Raw genomic sequence first — 24468 nt, 5'->3', positions numbered from 1 at the left:
AAAGCCAGCGGCTTACCGCTGGCTGGTGAAAAGCACCATACTCAGAATCAGGGCTTACGCCACTGTGAATGATTGAACGCCATTCCGAAGAATGCCTCCCGCTCTTTCATCTGTTGCCATTATCGCCGTAATATAAGGCAGGAAAAACAGACAGCTTTTAACACAGGGTTCCTCTTTTATGTCCTCACCCCGTTTACAGCAGCAATTTATCCGGCTCTGGCAATGTTGCGACGGCCAGCCACAGGAAACCACGCTCAGCGATCTGGCGGTACAGCTTAGCTGTTCCCGGCGTCATATGCGTAACCTGCTGAATGCCATGCAGGATCAGGGCTGGCTGGAGTGGCAGGCTGAGGCAGGACGCGGCAAGCGTTCACGCCTCACTTTCCGTTATACCGGGCTGGCGTTACAGCAACAACGGGCAGAGGACTTACTGGAACAGGACCGCATCGACCAACTGGTGCAACTGGTGGGGGATAAAAACCGCGTACGTCAGATGCTGCTCTCCCATTTAGGCCGCAGTTTCCGCCAGGGTAAACATATTCTGCGCGTGCTCTACTACCGTCCGTTACTGAATCTGCTGCCCGGGACGCCGCTGCGCCGCTCGGAAACGCATCTTGCGCGGCAAATCTTCAACGGGCTGGCACGGATAAATGAGGAAAACGGGGAAATCGAGCCGGATATTGCCCATCACTGGCAACAGATCGCCCCGCTGCACTGGCGCTTCTTTCTGCGCCCGGCCATCCACTTCCATCATGGCCGTGAACTGGAGGTTGAGGACGTCATTGCCACGCTCGTACGCTTACAAGAGCAACCGCTGTTCAGCCACCTCGAACGTATTGAATGCCACACGCCCTGGACGCTGGATATTCATCTCAGCCAGCAGGATAACTGGCTACCCTGGCTGCTGGGCAGTGTCAGCGCCATGATCCTGCCGAAAGAGTGGCCGCATATGCGTAATTTTGCCCGTCAGCCGGTGGGCACCGGCGCCTACGAGGTGGAACGCAACCAACACAGCCAGCTGCGCATTGCCGCCTTTGATGACTACTTTGGTTATCGCGCATTGATTGATGAGGTCAATATCTGGGTGCTGCCGGAGATCAGCGACGAACTGGTCTACTCCGGTGTCAAACTGCAAAGCGAAAACACTGATGAAAAATCCGAAGAGAGCCGACTGGAAGAGGGCTGCTATTTCCTGATGTTTGATCAGCGTTCTGAGCACGGATGTAACGAACAGCTGCGCCGCTGGATCAGCACCATTTTCAACCCTATCGCCCTGCTGAACCACAGCGGTATTGCCTACCAGCGCTACTGGTTCCCGGCCTACGGCCTGCTGCCACGCTGGCATCATCGCCGCGATATGGCCATTGCAGAGAAACCCGCCGGGCTAACCTCACTGACCATCACCTGGTACAGCGATCATATTGAACACCAGGGCATTGCCAACGCGCTCGGACCGATCCTTGCCGCACACGGCGTTGAGCTGATCACTCAGGAAATTGATTATGAAAGCTGGTATCGCGGCGAGGCTAAAAGCGATATCTGGCTGGGCAGCGCCAACTTTACCCTGCCGCTGGAGTTCTCTCTGTTTGCCCTGCTGTATGAGATCCCGCTGATGCACCACTGTGTGCCGACTGACTGGGAAAGCGATGCCCGACTCTGGCGCGAGCAGAAACTCTCGCTGGCCGACTGGAGCAAGCAGTTGATCGACAGCAACTTCCTCCATCCGCTGTTCCACCACTGGCTCCTGCTGCATGGACAGCGCAGTATGCGCGGTGTACGCATGAACACGCTGGGCTGGTTCGACTTTAAATCTGCCTGGTTCGCTCCCCCCGAATCATGACGCTTTCGTAACAAAGACGAAACCACTAGAATGAGCCGTTCTCAACGGGGTGCGAAAACATAAGCCGACGCCGGTTCACTGCCCGACGCCAGATCAATGCCTGCGCAGCACGTTTTCGCTGAGATAAAACCCGTCGAACCTGACCCGGATCATACCGGCGTAGGGATTTGAGAGTGTCACTGACTCAGATCCTTTGCGCATACCTTCAAGGAACGCAAAGTGTTGAAAAAATATTTACCTCTGCTGGTGCTGTTTTCCCTGCCTGCCCTCGCGGCCAAAGAAACCCTGACGGTTTACACCTACGACTCCTTCTCTGCCGAATGGGGACCGGGTCCAGCCATTAAGAAAGCCTTTGAAGCACAGTGTCACTGTGAACTGACATTCGTGGCCCTTGAAGATGGCGTCTCGCTGTTAAACCGGCTGCGCATGGAAGGCAAAAACAGCAAAGCGGATGTAGTGCTGGGCCTGGATAACAACCTGCTGGATGCCGCAGAAAAAACCGGGCTGTTCGCCGCCTCAAACACCGATACGTCCCACAGTACCGTCCCCGGCGGCTGGAAGAACACGACGTTTGTCCCTTATGACTACGGCTGGTTTGCTTTTGTCTATGACAAAACCAAGCTACAGAACCCGCCGAAAAGCCTGAAAGAATTGGTCGAGAGCGATCGTCCCCTGAAGGTGATCTACGAAGATCCGCGCACCAGCACCCCGGGCCTTGGCCTGCTGTTGTGGATGCAGCAGGTGTTTGGCGATAAAAGCCCGGAAGCCTGGCAGAAGCTGGCAAAGAAAACGGTGACCGTCACTAAAGGCTGGAGCGAGGCGTATGGCCTGTTCCTCAAGGGCGAAAGCGATATGGTGCTCAGCTACACCACCTCTCCCGCTTATCATCTGATTGAAGAGAAGAAAGATCAGTACGCCGCCGCCAACTTCAGCGAAGGGCACTATTTACAGGTGGAAGTCGCCGGTCAGTTGAAGTCCAGCAAGCAACCGAAGCTGGCGCAGCAGTTTATGCAGTTTGTGATGACTCCAGCGTTCCAGGACACCATCGCCACCGGCAACTGGATGTACCCGGCAATCAGCACGACGCTACCGGCGGGCTTCAATACCCTGACCGTCCCCACGACCTCACTGCAATACAGCCCACAGGACGTGGCAACACAGCGCAGCAACTGGATTAGTGCATGGCAACGCGCCGTCAGCCGCTAATTCCCGGCTGGTTAGTGCCCGGCGTGCTGGCTGCGATGCTGCTGGTCAGCGTGGCCTCGTTGGCGTTTTTTGCCCTTTGGCAGAATGCGCCCACCACCGACTGGCGCGGCCTCTGGCAGGATAGCTATCTGTGGCACGTGCTGCGCTTCTCCTTCTGGCAGGCACTGCTGTCCGCGCTGCTCTCGGTGTTGCCCGCCATTCCTCTGGCCCGGGCCCTTTACCGCCGCCGCTTCCCTGGCCGCAGCACGCTGCTGCGGCTGTGTGCCATGACGCTGGTGTTACCGGTACTGGTGGCGGTATTTGGTATTCTCAGCGTATATGGTCGCAGCGGCTGGCTGGCGCAGCTGTGCGCCCTGCTTGGCGTTGACTACACCTTCTCGCCTTACGGCCTGCAAGGTATCCTGCTGGCCCACGTCTTTTTCAACCTGCCACTGGCCACCCGCCTGCTGCTGCAGGCACTGCAGCAGATCCCCGGCGAACAGCGGCAGATCGCTGCACAGCTAGGCCTGAGTGGCTGGGCACATTTTCGTATTGTCGAATGGCCATGGCTGCGGCGCCAGATCCTGCCCGCCGCAGCGCTGATCTTTATGCTGTGCTTTGCCAGCTTTGCCACCGTACTGTCGCTGGGCGGCGGTCCGCAGGCGACCACCATTGAGCTGGCGATCTTCCAGGCATTGAGTTTCGACTACGATCCCGGGCGCGCAGCCCTGCTGGCGCTGTTACAGATGCTGTGCTGCCTGGGGCTGGTTATGCTAAGCCAGCGTCTGAGTAAAGCGATCCCAGCGGGCAGCGACAGCCTGGGCGGCTGGCGCAATCCGCAGGATAGCTGCCGTGCTCGCATACTGGATTTGTTGCTGATTGCCGCCGTATTACTGCTGATCCTGCCACCGCTGCTGGCCGTGGTGATCGACGGGTTGAATCAGGGGTTCAGCACGGTACTGCATCAGTCTGCGCTGTGGCAGGCAATGTTAACCTCTGTGCGCATTGCACTGGGAGCGGGAATACTCAGCGTGGTTCTGACGATGATGCTGCTGTGGAGCAGTCGTGAGCTGCGCCTGCGTCAGCGCCCGTTATGGGGACAAACGCTGGAAATGAGCGGTATGCTGATCCTCGCGATGCCTGGGATTGTGCTGGCAACCGGCTTTTTCCTGTTGCTCAACCAGACCATCGGGCTGCCCGAGTCAGCGGAAGGGATGGTGATCGCCACCAACGCACTGATGGCCGTTCCCTACGCGATGAAAGTGCTGGAAAACCCGCTGCGCGATATTGCCGGGCGCTATAGCCTGCTGTGTCTGTCGCTGGATATTCGTGGCTGGAACCGCCTGCGGCTGATTGAACTGCGCGCGCTGAAACGCCCACTGGCACAGGCGCTGGCCTTTGCCTGCGTGTTGTCGATTGGTGATTTTGGCGTAGTGGCGCTGTTCGGTAATGAAAACTTCCGCACACTGCCCTTTTACCTTTATCAGCAGATAGGCTCGTATCGCAGCAGCGACGGTGCGGTCACCGCCCTGTTGCTGCTGTTGCTCTGTTTCCTGCTGTTTACCCTGATTGAAAAACTGCCGGGGCGCCATGTTAAACCTGACTAATCTGACTTATCTGTATCACCACCTGCCAATGCGCTTTACCTTCAGCGTACAGGCGGGTGAACGCCTGGCGATCCTCGGCCCAAGCGGGGCGGGAAAAAGCACCTTACTGAGCCTGATCGCCGGATTTTTACCGGTGAAAAGTGGTGAATTACAGCTGAACGGCAGCGAACATCGCGACAGCGCGCCAGCCCAACGCCCGGTATCGATGCTGTTTCAGGAGAATAACCTGTTCCCACACCTGACCGTGGCGCAAAACATTGGGCTGGGGCTGCACCCAGGCCTGAAGCTTAACCACCAGCAGAAGCATGAGTTACAGAATATCGCCCAGCGCGTCGGTCTGACGGACCACTTACAGCGTCTGCCCCATCAGCTTTCAGGCGGTCAGCGCCAGCGTGCGGCACTCGCCCGTTGTCTGGTGCGTCAGCAGCCGATCCTGCTGCTGGACGAACCCTTCTCAGCGCTGGATCCGGCGCTGCGTAAAGAGATGTTAGGCCTGGTGGATGACGTCTGTACCGAACGCAATATCACCCTGCTGATGGTGTCGCACAGTATTGAAGACGCCGCGCACATTGCGCCGCGTAGCCTGCTGATTGTTGATGGGCGGGTTTACTGGGATGGCAGCACCGCGCAGTTACAGCGCGGTGCAGTGCCAGAAGCGGCGATATTGGGCATCGCCTTAGAAGAACACATCCCACAATAAGTGACGGAAAATCGGCATCATTGGATGGAACTGGATCGCCGTAAAGCTCACCACCGCCAGCACTATCATCAGCGGCGCCAGCCAGCGCAGACGCGTCAGAGGCAGATACGACGTAGCCCAGTCGTTCTGCTTCCTGGAACGCAGCCAGCGCCAACCCAGCCAGCAGCCCAGCCATACCAGTATCGCAACGCCTAACAGCAGCCACTTAAAGAGGCCGCTGCTGGCATCCTTTGGCACATCAATCGCCACCCCGGCGAGGATCCCCGGCAATAAGTAAAGCGGCGGCCACAGAATGCAGCCGATGATATTCGGGGGAATAAACTTGCGGACTGGCAGTTCAAGCATTCCGGCGACCAGCGGGATGAGCGGGCGTGTTGGCCCCACAAAGCGGCCAACGATGATGGTAAACATGCTGTGCTCATGCAGCGCGTGCTCCGTTTTATCCATCAGCTTCTGGTGTTTTTTAATAAACGACCAGCGGTGCAGCGGCCCTTTGAACTGCCAGCCAATAAAATAGGAAATCCAGTCGCCCAGCAGACAACCCAATGTGCCAACGGCCCAGGCAGGATACAGCCCAATCTGCCCGCTGCCGATCAGTGCGCCAAATGACGCCATCAATACCGTACCCGGTAACAGCAACCCGACCAGCGCCAGCGATTCAAAAAAAGTCACCAGCCCAACGGCCAGCAGTGACCAGGCCAAAGATTGGGTGATTAAATGTTGCAGCCAGGCTTCCATAACATTCCAAAAAAATGAGCAGAACCCCGGATTGTCCAGAGGCGGCAGGAAAGCGTCAAGGTCTGTTTTGTATGGGAACGTAGCAACGGAGTAAAGGTCTGGATTCAGGAGATGAACACTGTATAAATAAACATGCTAATATTAACACTTCATCACCCCCGGGAGACAGTGTGAACGACGCACAGGCAGGCTTTCTACTCACACGCCACTGGCGGGATACACCCGCTGGCAGTGAAATCACACTCTGGCTGGCGACGGATGCTGGCCCGCAGATGGTGGTGCTGCCGCCGCAGGAGTCCGTGGCGTTTATTCCAGCTGAACAGCAGGCAGCAGCCACGCGGCTGTTAGCGGGTGAGCGCGACTGGCGTTTTGCCCCGCTTGAGTTGAAAGATTTTCGCCAGCGTCCGGTGGTTGGCCTGTATTGCCGACAGCAACGTCAGCTACAAAAGCTGGATAAACTGCTGCGTGAGAATGGCATCACGCTGTATGAAACGGATGTACGTCCGCCGGAGCGCTTCCTGATGGAGCGGTTTATCACCGCTCCCGTCTGGTTCAGCGGTCAGCCCTCCGGGGACCGACTGACACAAACCCGTCTGAAACCACACCCGGATTATCGCCCGCCGCTGAAATGGGTATCGCTGGACATCGAAACAACGCGTCACGGCGAGCTGTACTGCATAGGCCTGGAAGGGTGCGGCCAGCGGGATGTCTACATGCTTGGCCCGGAGAACGGCGATGCCAGCCACCTCGATTTTAATCTGGAATATGTCGCCAGCCGCCCGCTGCTGCTGGAAAAACTCAACGCCTGGTTTGCCCGTCATGACCCCGATGTGCTGATCGGCTGGAACGTAGTGCAGTTCGACCTGCGTGTGCTGCAAAAACATGCCGAACGCTACGGCATTCCACTGAATCTGGGGCGGGGTTACAGCCCGGCGCTGGAGTGGCGCGAGCACGGGTTTAAGCCGGGTGTTTTCTTCGCCCAGGCCAGCGGACGGCTGATTATTGACGGCATTGAAGCCCTGAAATCTGCCTTCTGGAACTTTGAATCCTTCAGCCTTGAAGCGGTTTCACGCGAACTGCTGGGGGAAGGGAAAGCCATCAATAATCCCTGGCAGCGTATGGAAGAGATTGATCAACGCTTTGCGGAAGATAAGCCCGCCCTGGCCCACTACAACCTGAAAGACTGCGAACTGGTGACGCGTATTTTCCAGCACACTGAACTGATGCCGTTCCTGCTGGAACGCGCATCGGTAAATGGCCTGGCCGTCGATCGCCACGGCGGTTCGGTGGCCGCATTTGGTCACCTCTACCTGCCGCGTATGCATCGTGCCGGTTTTGTGGCCCCAAATCTGGGGGATGTCGCGCCAGAGGCCAGCCCTGGTGGCTATGTGATGGACTCACAGCCCGGCCTGTATGACTCAGTGCTGGTGCTTGATTACAAAAGCCTGTATCCGTCGATTATCCGCACCTTTTTAATTGACCCGGTCGGGTTGGTTGAAGGCATGGCACAGCCGGATGAGGCCCATTCTGTCGCAGGCTATCGCGGTGCACGTTTTTCCCGCACCAACCACTGCCTGCCCGCCATTGTGAATCAGATCTGGCAGGGACGGGAAGAAGCCAAAAAGCAGGGCAATAAGCCGCTGTCGCAGGCGCTGAAAATCATTATGAATGCCTTTTATGGCGTACTGGGCACCAGCGCCTGTCGTTTCTTCGATCCGCGTCTTGCCTCCTCCATCACCATGCGCGGTCACGATATTATGCGTCAGACCCGGGAACTGATTGAAGCCGAGGGTTTTGATGTGATTTACGGCGATACCGACTCCACCTTCGTCTGGCTAAAATCGGCTCACGACGAAGCGCGCGCAGCGGAGATTGGCCGCCGTCTGGTGGACACCGTCAATCAATGGTGGCAACAGCATCTGCGCGCAGAATTCAACGTAGAAAGCGCACTGGAGTTGGAGTATGAAACCCACTTCAGCCGTTTTCTGATGCCAACCATCCGGGGTGCCGAACAAGGCAGCAAGAAGCGCTATGCGGGGCTGATACGCAGCGGTGAGAAGCCGCGTATGGTCTTTAAAGGATTAGAAACGGTGCGTACCGACTGGACGCCGCTGGCACAAAAATTTCAACAGGAGCTCTATCTGCGCATTTTTACCGGGCAACCCTATCAGGACTATATCCGGGAAACCGTGCGCCAGCTGCTGGAGGGGGAACTGGACGATCAGCTCACTTACAGTAAAAGGCTGCGTCGCCCGCTGGGTGAATACCAACGAAATGTGCCCCCGCACGTGCGTGCCGCACGTATCGCTGATGAACAAAACCAGAAGCTTGGCCGGCCACTGCTCTACCAGAAAGGCGGGAAAATCCGCTATGTGATGGCCACCTCTGGCCCGGAACCGCTGGAAGCGAGGATCACGCCACTGGACTACGATCACTATCTGACGCGCCAGTTACAACCGGTGGCCGAGGGTATCCTGCCGTTTATGCAGGATGACTTTGCTACACTGGTAACAGGACAGCTGGGGCTTTTTTGACAGGTGACGAATGGGCGACCTTCCAGTACCATAGCGCTCCTCCTAAGTATCAATCGTTCTGAATTCACCGCCAGGTACTTTTTTACCGGGCAGCAGTGCTATTGCCTGAAACAAACTAGACGAGAATCGAGCCGAATATTTATGCCTTTTACACTTGGTCAACGCTGGATAAGCGATACGGAAAGCGAACTGGGATTGGGAACTGTGGTTGCCGTAGATACACGTATGGTCACCCTGCTCTTTCCTGCCACGGGCGAAAACCGTCTCTACGCCAGAAATGATTCTCCCATCACTCGTGTGGTGTTCAATCCTGGCGACACCATTACCAGCCATGAAGGTTGGCAAATGGTCGTTGACGAGGTAAAAACCGACAATGCCGTTGTCAGCTATGTCGGAACCCGGCTTGATACCGAAGAAGCAAACGTCGTCCTGCGTGAGGTGATGCTCGACAGCAAACTGGTGTTTGGTAAACCACAGGATCGCCTGTTTGCCGGACAACTGGATCGTATGGACCGTTTCGCGCTGCGTTTTCGCGCGCGTAAATATCAGAGTGAGCAGTACCGCCTGGCCACCAGCGGCCTGCGCGGTATGCGTACCAGCCTGATCCCCCACCAGTTGCATATCGCTCACGATGTCGGCCGCCGTCATGCGCCGCGCGTGCTGCTGGCCGATGAAGTGGGCTTAGGGAAAACCATCGAAGCAGGGATGATCATCCACCAGCAACTGCTGGCGGGCCGCGCCGAACGTATTCTGATTGTTGTGCCAGAAACGTTGCAGCATCAGTGGCTGGTTGAGATGCTGCGTCGCTTCAACCTGCGCTTTGCCCTGTTTGATGATGACCGCTACGCCGAAGCCCAGCACGACAGCGACAACCCGTTTGAAACCGAGCAGATGATTATCTGTTCGCTCGACTTTGTCCGCCGCAATAAGCAGCGTCTGGAAAAACTGGCCGATGCCGAGTGGGACCTGATGGTTGTGGATGAAGCCCATCACCTCGTCTGGTCTGAAGAAGCACCAAGCCGTGAGTATCAGGTGATTGAGCAACTGGCCGAGCAGATCCCGGGCATCCTGCTGCTGACCGCTACCCCGGAACAGCTGGGGATGGAAAGCCACTTTGCGCGTCTGCGTCTGCTGGATCCCAATCGTTTCCACGACTTCGCACAGTTTGTTGAAGAGCAGAAGCACTTCCGTCCGATTGCTGATGCCGTCGCGATGCTGCTGGCCGACAAAACCATCGGTAACGATGAGCTGAATCTGCTCAATGATCTGATGGGTGAACAGGATATTGAGCCGCTGCTGCAAACCGCCAACAGCGACCGTGAAGGCAAGCTGGAAGCTCGTCAGGAGCTGATCAGCATGTTGATGGACCGCCACGGCACCAGCCGCGTGCTGTTCCGTAACACCCGTAACGGTGTGAAAGGCTTCCCGAAACGCGAACTGCATCAGATCCGTCTGCCACTGCCGACGCAGTATCAGACGGCAATCAAAGTCTCCGGCATTATGAGCGCCCGTAAATCAGCGGATGAGCGCGCACGCGATATGCTCTACCCGGAGCAGATTTATCAGGAATTTGAAGGCGACAGCGGCACCTGGTGGAACTTCGACCCGCGTGTAGAGTGGCTGATGGGCTTCCTGACCAGCAACCGCGACAAAAAAGTGCTGGTGATTTGCGCCAAGGCAGCCACCGCCCTGCAACTGGAGCAGGTACTGCGTGAGCGCGAAGGTATTCGTGCCGCCGTGTTCCACGAAGGTTTGTCGATCATCGAACGTGACCGCGCAGCGGCATGGTTTGCCTCGGAAGAAGATGGCGCTCAGGTGCTGCTGTGTTCGGAAATCGGTTCAGAAGGCCGTAACTTCCAGTTCGCCAGCCAGATGGTGATGTTCGACCTGCCCTTTAACCCGGACCTGCTGGAGCAGCGTATCGGCCGTCTTGACCGTATTGGTCAGGCACACGATATCCAGATCCACGTCCCTTATCTGGAAAAAACCGCGCAGTCGGTGCTGGTACAGTGGTATCACGAAGGGCTGGATGCGTTTGAGCATACCTGCCCGACCGGCCGTACCGTTTACGACAGCGTTTATGCGCCCCTGATTGAGTACCTGGCCGCGCCGGAAAATACCGAAGGGCTGGATGACTTTATCCATCAGTGCCGTAAACAGCATGATGCCCTGAAAATACAGCTGGAGCATGGCCGCGATCGCCTGCTGGAACTGAACTCCAACGGCGGCGAAAAAGCTCAGGCGCTGGCGAACCTGATCGCCGAGCAGGATAACGATATTGAGCTGGTGAACTTCGCACTCAACCTGTTCGATATCGTGGGCATTAATCAGGAAGATCGCAGCGATAACCTGATTATCCTGACCCCAGGCGATCATATGCTGGTGCCAGACTTCCCTGGCCTGCCAGAAGATGGCTGTACTATCACCTTCGACCGTAATCAGGCGCTGTCACGTGAAGATGCCCAGTATGTCAGTTGGGAGCACCCGATCATCCGTAACGGTCTGGATCTGATCCTCTCCGGTGATACCGGCAGCTGCGCGATTTCACTGCTGAAAAACAAAGCGCTGCCGGTTGGTACCCTGCTGCTGGAGCTGATCTACGTGGTGGAAGCTCAGGCGCCGAAGCATCTGCAACTGACGCGCTTCCTGCCGCCTACGCCGGTGCGCATGCTGGTTGACCGCAAGGGCACCAATCTGGCCGCGAAGGTGGAATTCGAAAGCTTCAACCGTCAGCTTAACGCGGTCAACCGCCACACCGGCAGCAAGCTGGTCAATGCCGTACAGCAGGATGTCCATGAGATCATCAAACTGTCGGAAGATGAGGCGGCCGTCGAAGCCCGCAAGCTGATCGATGCAGCACGCGCAGAAGCGAATGAGAAACTGAGTGCCGAACTGTCACGTCTGCAAGCATTAAGCGCCGTCAACCCAAACATCCGCCAGGATGAAATGGATGCGCTGGAAAACAACCGTGAGCAGGTGCTGGCGAATCTGGACGAAGCGGGCTGGCGCCTGGACGCGCTGCGCCTGATCGTTGTCACACATCAGTAACGAGACAGGGCCGGCGCACGCCGGCCCTTACGAGAGAGTTATGGAACCCTACAACCCACCACAAGAACCCTGGCTGCATATTCTCTATCAGGATGACCACATCATGGTGGTGAATAAGCCCAGTGGACTCCTTTCCGTTCCCGGTCGTCTGGAAGAGCACAAAGACAGCGTAATGACGCGCGTACAGCGTGATTATCCAGCGGCGGAATCGGTCCATCGCCTGGATATGGCCACCAGCGGTGTGATTGTGGTGGCACTGACAAAAGCCGCCGAGCGTGAGCTGAAGCGGCAGTTCCGCGAACGTGAACCGCAGAAAACCTATGTGGCGCGCGTCTGGGGACATCCGCAGCCAGAAAAAGGGTTGGTCGATCTACCGTTAATTTGTGACTGGCCGAACCGGCCGAAGCAGAAAGTTTGTTTTGAAACCGGTAAGTCTGCACAAACGGAATATCAGGTGCTGGATTACGCCAGTGATAACAGTTCCCGCGTACAGTTAAAACCGATTACCGGGCGCTCGCACCAGCTACGCGTGCATATGCTGGCGCTTGGCCATCCGATCCTCGGTGATAACTTCTATGCGCACGACGAGGCAAAAGCGATGGCTCCTCGCCTGCAGCTGCACGCCGAGAGCCTGAGCATTACCCATCCACAGTTCGGTACGCCGATGACGTTCAGGCAACCGGCGGATTTCTGATTTATTGCCATTCATCTGCACGGGGCGGGCTGGCCGCCCCCTACAATGTGTGTTTCGTAGTGGCCGGGCATGCCCGGCCAGCCAGCCTGATAACTATTTAAACCCTTTCTCGCGTTTGATGAGATCGTACGCGCCCTGAATCTCCTGCGCTTTCTGCTTCGCCATCTCCATCATCTCTGGCGGTAAGCCTTTCGCCACCAGCTTATCCGGGTGATGCTCCCCCATCAGCTTGCGATAAGCGCGTTTGATGGTGGTGCCATCGTCAGTGCTTTTCACCCCCAGCACGCTACAGGCATCTTCCAGCGTGGGTCCACGCTGCGCCCCCGTAAATCCGCCCTGAGACGATCCACTATAGTGCGAACCACCGCCAAACTGCTGACCGCTCTCCATCATCCGTAAGAACTGATCGAACTGCGCGCGCGAAATGCCCAGCTCCTCGGCAATCACATACAGCACCTGGCGCTCATTGGGATGCAGTGAACCGTCGGCAAACGCAGCCTGAATCTGAATTTCCAGGAACATACGGATCAGATCGAAACGGCCAAAACAGGCGCTACGCAACTCACGCAGCTTGTCCCGCAGAGGATAATCGCCCTCCTTGCCTTCGCGGAAAGCCTGCTGCGCGGCAATACGGCCGTTACTGTCCAACTGCATACGATCCATCAGCAGCGATGCCATCTGAATGTCGGCATCCGTCACCCGGCCTTTTGACTTTGTCAGATGCCCCATCACTTGGAAGGTGGTGCGGAAAAACAGCGCCTGACGCGTCTGTTGATTCGCAAAATAGCCCTGCCGTGCCGGCGAACGTGCTTTATCTATCAGATGCCCGGCCACAAGGCCAAAAAGCACACCCCAGAAGCCCGCACCCGATAAGAAACCCAGCACAAGACCCAATACTTTTCCCCAATAGCGCATATACTCCTCAATTCGCCATGCTGAAGGCTAAAAATTGCATTATCATACCTGTCATTTCTCTCACAGCCTATTGGTACGCGGCCAGACAACCAGAAGTATACCTGTCATAAAAGATGCAGGGTATGACTAGCGCAATGCAGTTGAGTACGTTAGTCTCTGACCGTTTGTCGGCATGATGCCAGTGATTACGGAATTCTCGATACCGCGTATGAATAAAAGACTACCTACGTTGCTGGCCACCTTGATTGGTTCAGCACTCTACAGCCATCAAGGGCTGGCTGATGACCTCGCATCCCAATGTATGCTCGGGGTGCCCAGTTACGACCGTCCGCTGGTACAGGGAAAGGCAACCAACCAATTACCCGTAACGATTGATGCCGATAGTGCCAAAGGCAATTATCCCGATGATGCAGTCTTTACCGGTAATGTGGATATTCGTCAGGGCAATAGCCGTCTGCAATCCGACGAAGTTCAGTTGCATCAAAAAATGCTCAGTGGGCAGACAACGCCAACGCGTACCGTCGATGCACTGGGTAATGTGCACTACGATGACAACCAGGTCATCCTGAAAGGTCCGAAAGCCTGGTCAAACCTGAATACCAAAGACACCAACGTGTGGAATGGTAACTACCAGATGGTAGGCCGCCAGGGGCGCGGTGATGCTGACCAGATGAAACTGCGTGATGATAACCGCTACACCATTCTGGAAAACGGCACGTTTACCTCCTGTCTGCCGGGTCAGAATAGCTGGAGCGTGGTCGGCTCTGAAATTATTCATGACCGCGATGAACAGCTGGCTGAAATCTGGAACGCCCGCTTCAAACTGGGCTCGGTGCCGATATTCTACAGCCCTTATTTACAGCTCCCGGTGGGCGATAAGCGCCGTTCCGGCTTCCTGATCCCGAATGCAAAATACGGCAGTAACAGCGGCTTCGAGTTTATGCTGCCGTACTACTGGAACATTGCACCGCAGGCCGATGCCACGCTGACACCGCACTATATCAGCCGCCGTGGCATGCAGTGGCAGAATGAATTCCGTTATCTGACTGGCGCAGGTACAGGTCTGGTGGAGTTCGACTATCTGAATTCAGACCGCGTCTATAACAGCGATCATCCGGATGATAAAGACGCCAATCGCTGGCTGTTCTACTGGCGTCATTCTGGCGTTTACGATCAGCACTGGCGGTTCAACGCCGATTACACCAAAGTCAGCGATCCTTACTATTTCACCGATCTCGACTCGGTGTATGGTTCAACCACTGATGGCTACGTTACGCAGAAGTTCAGCATTGGGTATGCGGAACAAAACTGGGATGCCACGCTGTCGACCAAACAGTTCCAGATTTTCTCCACCAACGCCACTAACGATGTGTATCGTGCCGAACCGCAGTTCGACTTCAATTATTACAATAATGATATCGGACCGTTCGATACGCACGTCTATGCGCAGGCAGTGAAATTTACCAATGTGGATGAACGTTTGCCAGATGCCACGCGTCTGCATCTTGAACCCACCATTGACCTGCCGCTCTCCAACGGCTGGGGTAGCATCAATACCGAAGCCAAACTGCTGGCCACGCATTACGAGCAGAACGACATTGATTATTACAACTCGCTCAGCACCAGTAGCGATAATCAGCTGAAAGACTCGGTGAATCGCGTCATGCCGCAGTTTAAAGTCGACGGCAAGATGGTATTTGACCGGGATATGAACTGGTCACCGGGTTACATGCAGACGCTGGAACCGCGCGTGCAGTACCTCTACACGCCTTATCGTGATCAGAGCGACATCCGCGCCTACGACTCCACGCTGCTGCAAAGTGACTACACTGGCCTGTTCCGGGACCGTACCTACAGCGGCCTGGATCGCATCGCTTCAGCCAACCAGGTCACTACCGGTGTGACCTCGCGAATTTTTGATAACGATCTGGTTGAACGTTTTAATGCTTCCATTGGTCAAATCTACTCGTTCACCCCTGCTCGTACCGGGTTGAACAACACGGATGACGACGACCGCGGCAGCCTGGTGTGGGCTGGCGACACTTACTGGAGGGTGAGTGACAACTGGTCAGCACGCGGTGGATTGCAATACGACACCCGTCTGAATAACGTTTCTCAGGGTAACGCCGTGCTGGAATGGCGTCGTGATGCTGACCGTATGGTGCAGTTGAACTACCGCTATACCAGCGAGGAGTATGTTCAGCAAACGCTGACCCAGTACAACAATGCGTTGTACCAGAAAGGAATTTCGCAGGTTGGTGCAACAGCAAGCTGGCCTATCGCTGATGCATGGTCAGTGGTCGGTGCATGGTATTACGATACCAAAGCAAACCAGGCTGCCGATCAACTGCTCGGTGTACAGTACAGCTCCTGTTGTTATGCACTCCGTCTGGGCTATGAACGTAAAATCACCAGCTGGGAAAACGACAGCAGTAAATATGACAATAAAATCTCGTTCAACATTGAACTGCGTGGCCTCAGCCCAAGCTATGGCTTAGGCACCGGTCAAATGCTGCGTCAGGGCATCCTGCCTTATCAACGCGCTTTCTGATGTTGTAATGTTTGGTATGCAAACCCGCAGTGCGGATAGAAGAATGGAAAAAGTATGAAGAACTGGAGAATGCTGATCCTCGGTGCAGCCCTGACAGCCAACACTGCGTTCGCAGCCCCGCAAGTTGTTGATAAAGTTGCCGCCATCGTGAATAACGGCGTAGTGTTAGAAAGTGACGTGGACGGCATGATGCAGTCCGTGAAAGGCCAGTCGCAGCAAGCCGGCCAGCAGTTACCGGATGATAAAACCCTGCGTCACCAGATCGTTGAACGTCTGGTGATGGATAATATCCTGCTACAGATGGCCAAACAGGCCGGAATTCAGGTGAGTGATGCGCAGCTGGATCAGGCGATTGGTAACATCGCCGCGCAGAACAAAATGAGTGTTGATCAGTTGCGTAGCCGTCTGGCGTACGATGGCATGAACTATGCCACCTACCGCGAGCAGATCCGCAAAGAGATGATCACCTCAGAAGTCCGTAACAACGAAGTGCGTCGTCGTGTCACGATCCTGCCTCAGGAAGTGGATCAGCTGGCAACGCAGATGGCATCGCAGAATGATGCTGGCACTGAGTTGAACCTCAGCCACATCCTGTTGCCACTGCCGGAAAACCCGACCCAGCAGCAGGTTGACGATCAGGAAAGCCTGGCAAAACAGCTGGCAGGTGAAGCCAAATCCGGTTCGGATTTCGGTAAACTGGCTATCACCTACTCTGCTGACCCACAGGCGCTGAAGGGCGGCAACATGGGCTGGGGCCGTATTCAGGAGCTGCCATCCCTGTTTGCTCAGGCGCTGGTTACAGCGAAAAAAGGCGATATCATTGGTCCGATCCGCTCCGGTGTGGGTTTCCATATTCTGAAAGTGAACGATATGCGCGGTGATAACCAGAGCATTTCAGTCACTGAAGTACATGCACGCCATATCTTGCTCAAACCATCCCCGATCATGACTGACGATCAGGCCCGTCAGAAGTTGCAAGAAGTGGCCGCTGAGATCAAAAGTGGCAAGCTGACCTTTGCCGACGCTGCTAAACAACTGTCGCAGGATCCGGGTTCAGCGAACCAGGGCGGCGATCTGGGTTGGAGCTCACCGGAAGTGTACGATCCTGCTTTCCGTGATGCCCTGCTGCGTCTGCAAAAAGGCCAGGTGAGCGGCCCGGTTCACTCTTCCTTCGGCTGGCATCTGATCCAGTTGCTGGATACCCGCAAGGTGGATAAAACTGATGCGGCGAAAAAAGAGCGTGCTTACCGCCTGCTGTTCAACCGTAAATTCTCGGAAGAAGCACAAACCTGGATGCAGGAACAACGTGCTGCTGCCTACGTGAAAATTCTGGATGCGAATGCTCAGTAATCAACGTGTGGTGATCACCCCCGGCGAACCCGCCGGGATTGGTCCCGATTTAATCGTTCAACTGGCACAGCTTGCCTGGCCGGTTGAACTGGTTGTCTGTGCTGACCCCGAGCTGCTGCGCACCCGCGCGGCAGCTTTGCATTTACCACTGACCCTGCGCGAGTATCTACCGGGAAGCCCGGTGCAATCCCAGCAGGCAGGAACGCTCACCGTTCTGCCCGTGCCGCTGGCCCAGCCAGCGGTTGCAGGCGAGCTTTGCGTGGATAATGGTCACTATGTACTGGCAACCCTTGCACGCGCCTGTGACGGCTGTCTGAGCGGCGAATTCGCCGCCCTGATCACCGGACCGGTGCACAAGGGTGTCATCAACGATGCCGGCATCCCGTTTAGCGGGCATACCGAGTTCTTCGCCGAGCGCGCTGACTGTGAGCGCGTGGTGATGATGCTGGCAACGGAGGAGCTGCGTGTTGCGCTGGCGACCACCCATTTGCCGCTGAAAGATGTGGCGGCCGCCATTACCCACAACAGCCTGCATGAAGTGATCACCATCCTCCACGCCGACCTGCAAAGCAAGTTTGGTCTGGCTTCACCGCATATCTTTGTTTGCGGTCTGAACCCCCACGCAGGCGAAGGCGGCCATATGGGCCGTGAAGAGATCGATGTGATTATCCCGGCGCTGGATGAACTCCGCCAGCGCGGTATACAACTGACTGGACCTCTGCCAGCGGATACCCTGTTCCAGCCCAAATATCTGCAACATGCTGATGCGGTGCTGGCGATGTATCACGATCAGGGGCTTCCAGTGCTAAAATATCAGGGGTTTGGTCGGGCGGTGAATATCACCCTCGGTCTGCCATTTATCCGTACGTCTGTTGACCACGGCACAGCTCTCGAGCTGGCTGGAAGCGGCCAGGCTGATGCGGGCAGCTTTAAGACGGCGCTTAACCTCGCCATTACCATGATTAAGAGCAGTAATGAATAGTCGCGTTCACCAGGGCCACTTCGCCCGCAAACGTTTTGGACAGAACTTCCTTAACGATCCGTACATTATCGAAAGCATCGTCAATGCCATCCACCCACAAAAGGGCGAGGCGGTTGTCGAAATCGGCCCAGGCCTTGCTGCACTTACCGAGCCGGTAGGCGAGCGTCTGGACGCCATGACAGTGATTGAGATTGACCGCGATCTTGCCGCGCGTCTGCAAACTCATCCGTTCCTTGGCCCAAAACTGACCATTTTCCAGCAGGATGCGATGGCCTTTGACTTCGCCGCCTATGCGCAGGAAAAAGGTCAAAAGCTGCGTGTGTTCGGTAATCTGCCGTATAACATCTCCACTCCCCTGATGTTCCATCTGTTTAGCTATACCGGTGCCATTCAGGACATGCACTTTATGTTGCAAAAAGAAGTGGTTAACCGCCTGGTTGCCGGGCCTGGCAGCAAAGCCTACGGTCGTCTGACCGTCATGGCACAGTATTACTGCCAGGTGATCCCGGTGCTGGAAGTGCCACCCGAATCCTTTACCCCGGCACCGAAAGTCGACTCTGCCGTGGTGCGTCTGATGCCTTATGCACAGATCCCACACCCGGTTGACGACATTCGTGCCCTGAGCCGCATCACCACGGAAGCCTTCGGTAAACGCCGTAAAACCCTGCGCAACAGCCTCGGCCATCTTTTCTCTGCGGAAGCACTGGCAGAAATGGAGATTGACCCGACGTTGCGTGCAGAGAATATCAGCGTTGCACAATATTGCCGTATGGCGAACTGGTTGACTGCGCATCCTCAGCCGCAGGAGAACTGAGTATGAACGATACGCCCAAAGTCTGTGTTCAGGTACAAAGTGCCTATATTGCGTCACAGTCTGCACCTGAAGAAGAACGTTATGTGTTTGCTTACACCATCACGATACGTAATCTGGGGCGTATCCCGGCTCAGCTCATTGGCCGTTACTGGCTCATCACTAACGGTAACGGCCGTGAAACCGAAGTTCAGGGCGAAGGTGTGGTTGGTGAACAGCCGCACATCGAGCCTGGCGGCGAGTTTCAGTACACCAGCGGGGCCGTTCTTGAAACCCCGATGGGCACCATGCAGGGTCACTATCAGATGATCGATGCCAACGGCGAACCGTTCACCGTTGATATCCCGGTCTTCCGCCTGGCGATTGCCACCCATATTCACTAATCCGGCCTTTTTGCATGAGCACTTATTTAATCGGTGATGTCCACGGTTGCTACGAAGAATTGCGATCGCTTCTTAACCAGGTCGCCTTCGATCCTCAGGTTGATCAGCTCTGGCTGACCGGCGATCTGGTCGCGCGTGGGCCAGCTTCGCTTGAAGTTCTGCGTTATGTTCGTTACCTCGGGGACTGCGTAAAAATGGTGCTGGGCAATCATGACCTGCATCTGCTGGCGGTCTACGCCGGTATCAGTCGCAATAAACCTAAAGATCGCATTACACCGCTGCTGGAAGCCCCTGATGCTGACCTGCTGATCAACTGGCTACGCCGCCAGCCGCTGTTACAGGTTGATGAAGAAAAAAAGCTGGTGATGGCCCACGCCGGGATCACTCCGCAGTGGGATATCGAGACAGCGAAAAGCTGCGCGCGTGAAGTGGAATCGGTCCTCAGCAGCGATACGTATCCGCTGTTTCTGGATGCGATGTATGGCGATATGCCCAATAACTGGACACCGGAGCTCAGCGGTCTGGCGCGTTTACGCTTCAGTACCAATGCCCTGACGCGAATGCGTTACTGCTTTCCAAATGGTCAGCTGGATATGATCGCGAAAGAAGCCCCGGACAGCGCTCCCCCACCGCTAAAACCCTGGTTCACCATTCCCGGACCGGTATCGAATGATTACACCATTGCGTTTGGTCACTGGGCATCGCTGGAAGGAAAAGGAACGCCGGAAGGGATTCTCGCCCTGGATACCGGTTGTTGCTGGGGAGGAACATTGACAATGCTACGCTGGGAAGACAAGCGGGTGTTTGTGCAGGTATCGAACCGGAAAAGCGAAATATTGTAAAAGACACCGTTGTTCGGGTCGGGCATGCCCGACCCGTATTATTTTAACGACGGTCTAAAATCTCAAAGCAGAAACTGTGCGAGTTTTTCTCATCAGCATCATGGAACTCGCTGAAGGTTGACTGCCACTCATCCGGCTCGTAGTCCGGGAAATGCGTATCCCCTTCCACTTCGGCATCAATATGCGTCAGATACAAACGGTCAGCACGTGCCAGCATCTGCTCATAAATGCGCCCGCCGCCAATCACCATCAGCTCTTCCACATCACCTGCGGTTTTTAACGCCTCATCAATAGAAGTCACCCAGGTCACACCGTCGGCATCCCCTTTACGGCTGCTGATCACAATATTCAGGCGACCTGGCAACGGGCGTCCAATGGACTCCCAGGTACGGCGGCCCATGATCACGGGTTTATTCAGAGTATGCTTCTTAAACCATGCAAGGTCGGCCGGCAGATGCCATGGCATGGCATTTTCCATCCCAATCACACGGTCGGCCGCAAGGGCCGCAATCAGGCTAATCATCATATAAAACTCAGCAGGGGGTAAAATTGGCGCCATCATACGGAAAGGCGAAACTTTCGTCGATAGCTAACCGGAGGATATTCAGTAAAGGTTTACAGGGTATCGGTTGCGTCACCTTCTGCCTGTTTTTCCCCCACATTAACCCCAGAGGCATGATAGAATTCTCGGCTCGTTCAGCTACAGACCTTCGTTATGTTAGAAACCAGTTTATTTGTCGCCACCATTGCGGCGCTCGGGATGCTTTCTCCCGGCCCTGATTTTTTCCTGATTATCAAAAATGCTGCCCGCTACCGCCGCAGCGCGGCCATGATGACCGCGATGGGCGTGAACTGCGCCGTTGCCACGCATATGGCTTACTGCGTTGCCGGGCTGGCCGTGGTGATCACCACCACGCCGTGGCTGTTTATGCTGCTGAAATATGCCGGTGCCGGTTACCTGATTTATATCGGTATCCAGGCACTGCGTTCCCGTGGCAGCAGTAAAATGGATCTCAGTAACGTGGCCCCTGAGCACACCTCGCTGAAGAAAGCCTTTATGCAGGGTTATCTGTGCAACCTGCTGAACCCCAAAGCTACGCTGTTTTTCCTGTCGATCTTTACCCAGGTATTGAGCGTTGGCTCCAGTGTGCATGAAAAGCTGCTGTATGCGGGTATTATCCTCGGCCTGTCGACGCTGTGGTGGCCGCTATTAGTGGTACTGATCCAGAGCGCCCCGGTACGTCGTGGCCTGGCCAAAGCCCAACGCATCGTTGACAAACTACTGGGTGGCGTACTGATTGCGCTGGGAATTAAAGTCGCACTGTCGTAGGGGTCAGGGACGCCTGACCCGGTGCGGGCTATATATAGCCATAGCCCGCCCCTACAGCCGCACCTGACTGTCCGCATCAAACAGCAGCACGCGATCCACATCGATCTTCATGCCCACCGTCTCCCCCGCCCGGCAATCCGAACGCAAAGTGCTGTAGATCATCACCGGCTCACCGTACAGGGTTCCGTGGATCAGCTCGGATAGCCCTGTCGGTTCGATCAGCGACACCTGCAACGGCAACGCCCCTTCATCCGCCAGATCGCATAACGTGATATTTTCCGGGCGGATGCCGTACGTCACCGCCTTCCCCTGTGGCAGCAAGCCGCGATCGCTCAAGGGCAGCACCAGCGGTGCGCTAACCTCGACGCAAGGACCACGATCCCCGGCACGCACGGTACCGCTGATAAAGTTCATCGGCGGTGAACCGATAAAGCTGGCGACGAATTTATTCGCCGGTGTGTCATACAGCTCCAGCGGACTGCCTACCTGCTGGATCACACCGTGATTGAGCACCACAATGCGATCCGCCAGCGTCATGGCCTCGACCTGATCGTGGGTCACATAAACAATGGTATTATTCATCTGCTGATGCAGCTTTTTGATCTCCACGCGCATCTGACCGCGCAGCTGGGCATCAAGGTTCGACAGCGGCTCATCGAACAAAAAGACCTGCGGCTGCCGCACAATCGCCCGCCCCATCGCCACGCGCTGGCGCTGGCCACCGGATAACTCTTTTGGCCGCCGGTCGAGTAAATGCGTCAGGCTGAGGATCTCCGCCGCACGCTGCACCGCGGCCTCAATTTCTGCTTTGGGCCGCTTTTGCACTTCCAGGCTGAAGCCCATATTGCGCGCCACGGTCAGGTGCGGATAGAGCGCATAGCTCTGAAACACCATGGAAATATCACGATCTTTCGGTGCCACCTCATTCATCAGCCGCGTGCCAATACGGATGTCACCGCTGCTCGCCAGTTCCAGTCCGGCGATGGTACGCAGCAGCGTCGACTTCCCGCAGCCCGAAGGCCCCACCAGCACCACAAACTCACCATCGGCGATGGTCAGGTTAATATCACGCAGCACTTCAACATTGCCGTACTGCTTCTGGATTTGTCGCAGAGAAATTTGAGCCATCAGGATTATCCTTTTACTGCGCCAGCCGTCAGCCCCTGGATCAGGTAGCGCTGAATGAAGGCGAAAAACAGACACGCGGGGATCAGTGCCAGCACGGCGGCAGCCATCATATCTCCCCAGGAAACGGCGAATTTCGACACGAAGCTCAGCAATCCTACCGGGAAGGTCATCACATCGTTTTGGTTGATCAGCATCAGTGAGAACAGCAGCTCACTCCACGCGGCAGTGAAGACAAATCCCAGCGTGGCGGCCATGCCCGGCAGTGTCAGTGGCACCAGTACGCGGTACAGCGCCTGAAAACGTGTGCAGCCTTCCAGCATGGCGGACTCTTCCAGATCTTTCGGGATTGCATCGAAAAATGACTGCATCAAAAAAGTGGCAAACGGCACGTTAAATGCGCTGTAGACCAGGATCAGGCCCAGCAGGCTGTTGGTCAGCCCGAGCGGTGCCATCACTTTGTAGATTGGGGCCAGGATCATCACCAGCGGGAACATCTGCGTAAACAGCAGCAGCGCCGCCATCACCGTTTTTCCACGGAAACCAAAGCGTGAAAACGCGTAGCCCGCAGCCGCTGCCACCACAGTCGACAAACCGGCGGTGCCAAACGACACAATCAGACTGTTGGTAAAAAAGGTCGGGAAATCGCTCTCCACCAGCACGCGTTTAAAATGGTCAAGAGTCAGCGCAGCCGGCCACATTGTCACCCCTTCGCTGAACAACAACGCGTCGGGCGTAAAGGCAATTTTAATCACCCAGTAGAGCGGGAACAGCGCAAACAGCAGGTAGAACAGGATACCGGCGCGGTGCCCAATCAAACGTAACAGTGCGTTCATCGACCTCTCCTTATTTCAACAACTGATGGCGAATACGCAGTAACACCAATGCATAACAGGTCATCAGTACCAGCAGGAACACCGCCATCGCTGAGGCGTAACCAAAGTCGAGCTTGCGGTAGGCAGTGGTAAAGATGTAGCTGGAGAGAATCGAGGTGGATCCCGCAGGGCCACCGTCGGTCATCACCACGATCAGGTCGGCAAAGTTGGCAATCCAGATGGTGCGCAGCATGACGGTAATCGCAATCATCGGTGCAAGAAATGGCAGCGTGACGCGCTTAAACTGTTGCCAGCCGCTGGCACCGTCCATGGATGCCGCCTCGTAGAGATCTTTTGGAATGGATTGCAACGCTGCCAGCAGGGTGATGGCAAAAAACGGAATACCAAACCAGACGTTAGCAATCACGGGGCCGTATAACGCGAGGGTGGGATCGGACAGGATGTTGTACGGTTCGCTGATCAGATGCAGATCCACCATCCAGTGCGGCAGAATACCGATCACCGGATTCAGCAACCATGACCACGTCAGACCGGAGAGAAACGCAGGCACCGCCCACGGCAGGAATACCAGTGCCTGTGCCCAGCGCCGTAACGGGAATTCGCGGTTTAGCAGCAGCGCCAACCCCAGACCAAGGAAGAATTGCAACGTCAGCGAGGTCAGCGTCCAGTTCACCGTATGGCCCAGCGCCTTAAAGAAACGTCGGTCATCGAACATAGTGCGGAAATTATCCAGACCGACCCAGCCACTGTCCATCGGGTTCAGCAGTTGGATATTCTGGAAGGCATACGAGATGCCAATCATCATTGGTACAAAAATAAACAGCCCTATCAACACCAGCGTTGGGGTGAGGTAAAGCCAGGGTTCCGCCAGCATACGCAGGCGCAAAAAGCGTGGCGCTCGATCGGCGGGTTCGGTGGTGGCGTCAAGCATCATAGGGCGTCTCCGGTATGAGGTTGGCGGGGGGCCGATCGTCTGTTCCGATCGGCCCGATCACCA

Annotated in this window: 20 protein-coding genes and 1 riboswitch; of the genes, 14 read left to right on the top strand and 6 right to left on the bottom strand. The window is 55.9% G+C overall.

Annotated elements, in window-relative coordinates; translation table 11 throughout:
* Positions 1-178: 178 nt before the first annotated feature.
* From sgrR to thiQ, 4 genes are all read left to right on the top strand, one after another.
* Positions 179-1840: an HTH-type transcriptional regulator SgrR gene (sgrR, locus tag WH277_RS25440; protein WP_159336884.1), complete on the top strand. Its 1662-nt coding sequence runs from the start codon at positions 179-181 to the stop codon at positions 1838-1840.
* 35 nt (positions 1841-1875) lie between these two features.
* Positions 1876-2024, top strand: a riboswitch (TPP riboswitch).
* A 35-nt stretch (positions 2025-2059) separates the two neighbouring features.
* Entirely contained in the window at positions 2060-3046 is a 987-nt protein-coding gene (gene thiB, locus WH277_RS25435; RefSeq protein WP_133842320.1) for a thiamine ABC transporter substrate binding subunit, read from the top strand.
* Complete coding sequence (thiP, locus tag WH277_RS25430; protein ID WP_159336883.1) at positions 3022-4632, top strand: thiamine/thiamine pyrophosphate ABC transporter permease ThiP; 1611 nt, start codon at positions 3022-3024, stop codon at positions 4630-4632. The genes thiB and thiP overlap by 25 nt, the downstream gene beginning before the upstream one ends.
* Entirely contained in the window at positions 4616-5332 is a 717-nt protein-coding gene (thiQ, locus tag WH277_RS25425; protein WP_227535080.1) for a thiamine ABC transporter ATP-binding protein ThiQ, read from the top strand. Before thiP ends, thiQ begins: the two co-directional genes overlap by 17 nt.
* Here the strand turns inward: thiQ and WH277_RS25420 are convergent.
* On the bottom strand, positions 5309-6070 hold the full coding sequence (locus WH277_RS25420) for a DedA family protein (RefSeq protein ID WP_133842323.1): 762 nt from the start codon (positions 6068-6070) through the stop codon (positions 5309-5311). The two genes, thiQ and WH277_RS25420, sit on opposite strands and share 24 nt — an antisense overlap.
* A gap of 170 nt (positions 6071-6240) precedes the next feature.
* On the opposite strand from WH277_RS25420, the gene polB reads away from it, so the two are divergent.
* The 3 genes from polB to rluA all read left to right on the top strand — a co-directional run bounded on the left by polB (position 6241) and on the right by rluA (position 12346).
* Entirely contained in the window at positions 6241-8604 is a 2364-nt protein-coding gene (polB, locus tag WH277_RS25415; RefSeq protein WP_171149232.1) for a DNA polymerase II, read from the top strand.
* Between the two features lie 141 nt (positions 8605-8745).
* The gene (gene rapA / locus WH277_RS25410) at positions 8746-11652 is read left to right on the top strand and encodes an RNA polymerase-associated protein RapA (protein ID WP_167863360.1); all 2907 of its coding nucleotides are present in this window, start codon (positions 8746-8748) and stop codon (positions 11650-11652) included.
* A 40-nt stretch (positions 11653-11692) separates the two neighbouring features.
* The gene (rluA, locus tag WH277_RS25405) at positions 11693-12346 is read left to right on the top strand and encodes a bifunctional tRNA pseudouridine(32) synthase/23S rRNA pseudouridine(746) synthase RluA (protein ID WP_159336881.1); all 654 of its coding nucleotides are present in this window, start codon (positions 11693-11695) and stop codon (positions 12344-12346) included.
* 93 nt (positions 12347-12439) lie between these two features.
* Here rluA and djlA read toward each other — a convergent pair whose 3' ends face one another.
* Positions 12440-13261: a co-chaperone DjlA gene (gene djlA / locus WH277_RS25400; RefSeq protein WP_133842327.1), complete on the bottom strand. Its 822-nt coding sequence runs from the start codon at positions 13259-13261 to the stop codon at positions 12440-12442.
* A 172-nt stretch (positions 13262-13433) separates the two neighbouring features.
* Between djlA and lptD the strand changes: the two genes are divergently transcribed.
* The 6 genes from lptD to apaH are packed head-to-tail and all read left to right on the top strand — an operon-like array spanning position 13434 to position 20180.
* A complete protein-coding gene (gene lptD, locus WH277_RS25395; RefSeq protein ID WP_339507317.1) occupies positions 13434-15812 on the top strand; it encodes an LPS assembly protein LptD in 2379 nt (792 codons plus the stop codon).
* 54 nt (positions 15813-15866) lie between these two features.
* The gene (gene surA, locus WH277_RS25390) at positions 15867-17162 is read left to right on the top strand and encodes a peptidylprolyl isomerase SurA (RefSeq protein ID WP_133842329.1); all 1296 of its coding nucleotides are present in this window, start codon (positions 15867-15869) and stop codon (positions 17160-17162) included.
* On the top strand, positions 17152-18144 hold the full coding sequence (pdxA, locus tag WH277_RS25385) for a 4-hydroxythreonine-4-phosphate dehydrogenase PdxA (RefSeq protein ID WP_339507316.1): 993 nt from the start codon (positions 17152-17154) through the stop codon (positions 18142-18144). The genes surA and pdxA overlap by 11 nt, the downstream gene beginning before the upstream one ends.
* Entirely contained in the window at positions 18137-18958 is an 822-nt protein-coding gene (gene rsmA / locus WH277_RS25380) for a 16S rRNA (adenine(1518)-N(6)/adenine(1519)-N(6))-dimethyltransferase RsmA (protein ID WP_133842331.1), read from the top strand. The genes pdxA and rsmA overlap by 8 nt, the downstream gene beginning before the upstream one ends.
* A gap of 2 nt (positions 18959-18960) precedes the next feature.
* Positions 18961-19338 carry a Co2+/Mg2+ efflux protein ApaG gene (gene apaG / locus WH277_RS25375; protein ID WP_133842332.1) on the top strand — a complete coding sequence of 126 codons (378 nt, stop codon included), beginning with the start codon at positions 18961-18963 and terminating at the stop codon, positions 19336-19338.
* A gap of 14 nt (positions 19339-19352) precedes the next feature.
* Positions 19353-20180 carry a bis(5'-nucleosyl)-tetraphosphatase (symmetrical) ApaH gene (gene apaH / locus WH277_RS25370; RefSeq protein WP_133842333.1) on the top strand — a complete coding sequence of 276 codons (828 nt, stop codon included), beginning with the start codon at positions 19353-19355 and terminating at the stop codon, positions 20178-20180.
* Positions 20181-20223: 43 nt separating this feature from the next.
* On the opposite strand, the gene folA is transcribed toward apaH, so the two are convergent.
* Positions 20224-20706 (bottom strand): type 3 dihydrofolate reductase, encoded by a 483-nt coding sequence (gene folA, locus WH277_RS25365; RefSeq protein WP_171149235.1) that lies wholly within the window; start codon positions 20704-20706, stop codon positions 20224-20226.
* 189 nt (positions 20707-20895) lie between these two features.
* Here folA and WH277_RS25360 point away from each other — a divergent pair, with 189 nt between their 5' ends.
* Positions 20896-21510, top strand: a complete 615-nt coding sequence (locus WH277_RS25360) for a LysE family translocator (protein ID WP_159336879.1) — start codon at positions 20896-20898, stop codon at positions 21508-21510.
* A gap of 51 nt (positions 21511-21561) precedes the next feature.
* Here WH277_RS25360 and WH277_RS25355 read toward each other — a convergent pair whose 3' ends face one another.
* From WH277_RS25355 to WH277_RS25345, 3 genes are read right to left on the bottom strand one after another with little or no spacing between them, the layout of a single operon-like run.
* Positions 21562-22638, bottom strand: coding sequence for an ABC transporter ATP-binding protein (locus WH277_RS25355; RefSeq protein ID WP_133842335.1), 1077 nt, complete (start codon positions 22636-22638; stop codon positions 21562-21564).
* 5 nt (positions 22639-22643) lie between these two features.
* Positions 22644-23471 (bottom strand): carbohydrate ABC transporter permease, encoded by an 828-nt coding sequence (locus WH277_RS25350; protein ID WP_133842336.1) that lies wholly within the window; start codon positions 23469-23471, stop codon positions 22644-22646.
* Between the two features lie 10 nt (positions 23472-23481).
* The gene (locus WH277_RS25345; protein ID WP_133842337.1) at positions 23482-24405 is read right to left on the bottom strand and encodes a carbohydrate ABC transporter permease; all 924 of its coding nucleotides are present in this window, start codon (positions 24403-24405) and stop codon (positions 23482-23484) included.
* Positions 24406-24468 lie beyond the last annotated feature (63 nt).

This window comes from Erwinia sp. MYb416 (genome assembly GCF_037479575.1).
Lineage (GTDB): Bacteria > Pseudomonadota > Gammaproteobacteria > Enterobacterales > Enterobacteriaceae > Erwinia > Erwinia rhapontici.
The sequence above is the reverse complement of the archived record's forward strand: the minus strand, read 5'-3'. Positions and strand labels throughout refer to the sequence as shown.